4 protein-coding genes and 1 pseudogene are annotated in these 3,168 nt (G+C 67.3%); 3 read left to right on the top strand and 2 right to left on the bottom strand.

Annotated features, from left to right (window positions below; all coding sequences use genetic code 11):
* Positions 1-368: pseudogene (locus tag Q4F73_RS12165) on the bottom strand (4-hydroxy-tetrahydrodipicolinate reductase); the annotation flags it as partial.
* A 59-nt stretch (positions 369-427) separates the two neighbouring features.
* Between Q4F73_RS12165 and Q4F73_RS12160 the strand changes: the two are divergent.
* The 3 genes from Q4F73_RS12160 to Q4F73_RS12150 are packed head-to-tail and all read left to right on the top strand — an operon-like array spanning position 428 to position 2,051.
* The gene (locus Q4F73_RS12160) at positions 428-814 is read left to right on the top strand and encodes a VOC family protein (protein WP_303359602.1); all 387 of its coding nucleotides are present in this window, start codon (positions 428-430) and stop codon (positions 812-814) included.
* Positions 811-1,350, top strand: a complete 540-nt coding sequence (locus Q4F73_RS12155; protein ID WP_303359601.1) for a hypothetical protein — start codon at positions 811-813, stop codon at positions 1,348-1,350. The genes Q4F73_RS12160 and Q4F73_RS12155 overlap by 4 nt, the downstream gene beginning before the upstream one ends.
* A gap of 53 nt (positions 1,351-1,403) precedes the next feature.
* The gene (locus tag Q4F73_RS12150) at positions 1,404-2,051 is read left to right on the top strand and encodes a hypothetical protein (RefSeq protein ID WP_303359600.1); all 648 of its coding nucleotides are present in this window, start codon (positions 1,404-1,406) and stop codon (positions 2,049-2,051) included.
* Positions 2,052-2,253: 202 nt separating this feature from the next.
* Here Q4F73_RS12150 and Q4F73_RS12145 read toward each other — a convergent pair.
* The coding region (locus tag Q4F73_RS12145; protein WP_303359599.1) for a S1 RNA-binding domain-containing protein at positions 2,254-3,168 on the bottom strand (915 nt) is incomplete at its 5' end.

The following is a 3,168-nucleotide window of genomic DNA, read 5'->3' as shown; positions in this document are numbered from 1 at the left end:
CGGGCGGCCTGCTTGGCGAAGGTCATCGCGAGCACCGCGGAGATGGCGAAGTTCGGGGCGATGAGCACATGCCCCGCGCCCTCCTTCTTCGTCCACTCGCGGACCTGGGCGAGGCGCTCCTCGTCGAAACCGGTGGTGCCCACCACGGCGTGGATGCCGTTGGCGGTGGTGAACTCGAGGTTGTCCATGACGGAACCGGGGGTGGTGAAGTCGACGATGACCTGTGCGCCGGCGTCGATAAGCATCTGCAGGTCATCGCCCTGATCGACCTGGGCCACGAGCTCGAGGTCCTCGGCCGCCTGCACGCCCTCGCACACCGCCGAGCCGACGCGACCCCGCGCGCCGAGCACTCCCACCTTGATCGCCATGGTTCCTCCTTGAAATCCGGTTATGTCGGTGTCCCAGTGTAGGCGCTTAGACTCGGGGCATGCGTATCAACATCACCAGCATCTACGTCGCCGATCAGCAGAAGGCGCTCGAGTTCTACCGGGACATCCTGGGCTTCACGGTCAAGCACGATGTGGAGGTCGGCGAGGGCGCCCGCTGGCTCACCCTCGTCTCCCCTGAGGACCCGGAGGGACCCGAGCTGCTGCTCGAGCCCATGGGGCACCCCGCGGCAGCCGTGTTCTGCGAGGCCATCTACGCCGACGGACTCCCCTTCACCCAGTTCCAGGTCGCCGACATCGAGGCCGAGTACGCCCGCCTGCTTGACCTGGGCGTGGTGTTCAGCATGGAACCCACCGAGGCCGGCCCCGTCACCATCGCGGTTCTCGACGACACCTGCGGGCATTACATCCAGCTCATCCAGCAATGAGACGCCTGCTCCTGATGGTGCCGCTGGCGTTGGCGGCGTGTGGGTCGCCTGCCCCGGAGCCGGTCGCTGTGCCCTCGACGGTGACCTCGCCCGAGATCACGGCGCTGGGCGCCCCGGGCACCGACCGTCAAGAGCACTGGCCGATTCTCGGGCAGCTCCACGTCACCGACTACCGCATCGGCGAACACGAGGGCTTCGACCGCCTGGTCTTCGATCTGGAGGGCGAGGGCGAGCCGGGCTGGTTCATCGAGTACACCGACGAGCCCCTGCAGCAGGCCTCCGGGCTGCCCGTCGATGTCGAAGGCACGACCGCCCTGCAGGTCATCATCATGGGCACCCCCTATCCGCCCGAGGGCGAGGACGTCCTGCTCCCCGCCGGGCGCCATCCCGGCGGCGGCGTGATCAACCACGTCACCTACGCCAGCCTCTTCGAGGCCAACTCCGAGTTCGTGATCGGGCTCAACGCGCGTCACCCCTACTCCGTGACCTTCCTGGAGGATCCGAAACGACTGGTCATTGACCTGGTGAAGCGCTAACGATTCGGTAATGACCGGTGACAGGGGCATGTTATGCCCCTTATCGTGGACGTATGACCGCTTATCGACGCCCCCTCCTCCCCGCCGCCCTCACCACGACGGCACTGCTGCTCGCCGCATGCAACGGCGCCGGCGGCGCCGATGACGCGACGACCACCACGACCAATCCCCCGTCCACCGTGACCTCCACCGCCGCCCCGGCGCAGGAGACCACCACAACCGAGGTGGCCACCGCCGCCGAGACGAGCGAACCCACCGATCGCGCCATGGGTGAGCCGGCTACCTCCGACCAGGAACGCGACCCCGTGTGGGTGGATCCCCCGCCGCTGGTGACGGGCATCCGCGTCGGTGAACACGAGAGTTTCACCCGCGTCGTCTACGACTTCGTCGGCGAGGGCGAACCCGGCTGGTTCACCGGATACGTCGAGCGGCCGCAGCAGCAGGGTTCCGGATTCGACGTCGACGTCGAGGGCCAGGCCTACCTCAAGATCGACCTGACCGGCACGGCCTACCCCTTCGACCATGACCACGAGGGGCTCGATGTCGGCCCCGTCACCAGCGGTGGCGTGGTGGCGCAGGTGGTCAACACCGGCACCTTCGAGGGCCACACGCTCACCTACATCGGGCTGGACCAGCAACGCCCGTACTCCATCAGCGTGCTGCAGAACCCGCTGCGCGTGGTGGTGGATATCCAGCACTGACCCACTACCGGTGGGCTCGGCCTCGCTCCCTCGGTGGCGTCCCCTCGCGACCATGCCGATTCGCCCCTCCTGGGCTCGGTATCGCTGTTCCCCCTACTGAACGACACCGAGCCCCGAGCCCCGAGTCCACGTGCGGGGGTGGACCCACGCGAAGCGCCCCCGCTCACCAGGAAGGTGAACGGGGGCGTCGATAAGCGGGGTCTTAGCCCTCGACGGGCACGAGGGAGATCTTGCCGCGGTTGTCGATGTCGGCGATCTCAACCTGGATCTTCTCACCGACGTTGATGACGTCCTCGACCTTCTCGATGCGCTCATCGCCACCGAGGTTGGAGATGTGGATGAGGCCGTCGCGACCCGGGGTCAGGGAGACGAAGGCACCGAAGGCGACCGTCTTGACGACGGTGCCCAGGTAACGCTCGCCGACCTTCGGCAGCTGCGGGTTGGCGATGCCGTTGATCTTCTCGATCGCGGCATCGGCTGCCTCACCGGAGGCGGCGGAGACGTAGACGGTGCCGTCGTCCTCGATGGAGACGTCAGCGCCGGTCTCCTCGGTGATGGAGTTGATGGTCTTGCCCTTCGGGCCGATGAGCTCGCCGATCTTGTTCATCGGGACCTTGACGGTGGTGATCTTCGGAGCGAGCTTGCTCATCTCGTCGGGGCCGTCGATGACCTCGGACATGGTGGCCAGGATGGTCTGGCGGGCGTCCTTGGCCTGGGAGAGGGCGTCGGCAAGCACCTGGGACGGGATGCCGTCCAGCTTGGTGTCCAGCTGCAGGGCGGTGATGAAGTCCGGGGTGCCGGCGACCTTGAAGTCCATGTCGCCGAAGGCGTCCTCGGCACCGAGGATGTCGGTCAGCGCGACGTACTTGGTCTCGCCGTCGACCTCATCGGAGACCAGACCCATGGCGATGCCTGCGACCGGGGCCTTGAGGGGCACGCCGGCGTTGTACAGGGACAGCGTCGACGCGCAGACGGAACCCATGGAGGTGGAACCGTTGGAGCCCAGCGCCTCGGAGACCTGGCGGATGGTGTACGGGAACTCCTCGCGGGACGGGATGACCGGCTCGAGGGCGCGCTCGGCGAGTGCGCCGTGGCCGATCTCGCGGCGCTTCGGGGA

Origin of the sequence: Corynebacterium sp. (assembly GCF_030535495.1) — a bacterium.
In the GTDB taxonomy this organism is placed as follows: Bacteria; Actinomycetota; Actinomycetes; order Mycobacteriales; family Mycobacteriaceae; genus Corynebacterium.
Note: the sequence above shows the minus strand (reverse complement) of the source record. Positions and strands in the feature narration are given on the sequence as shown.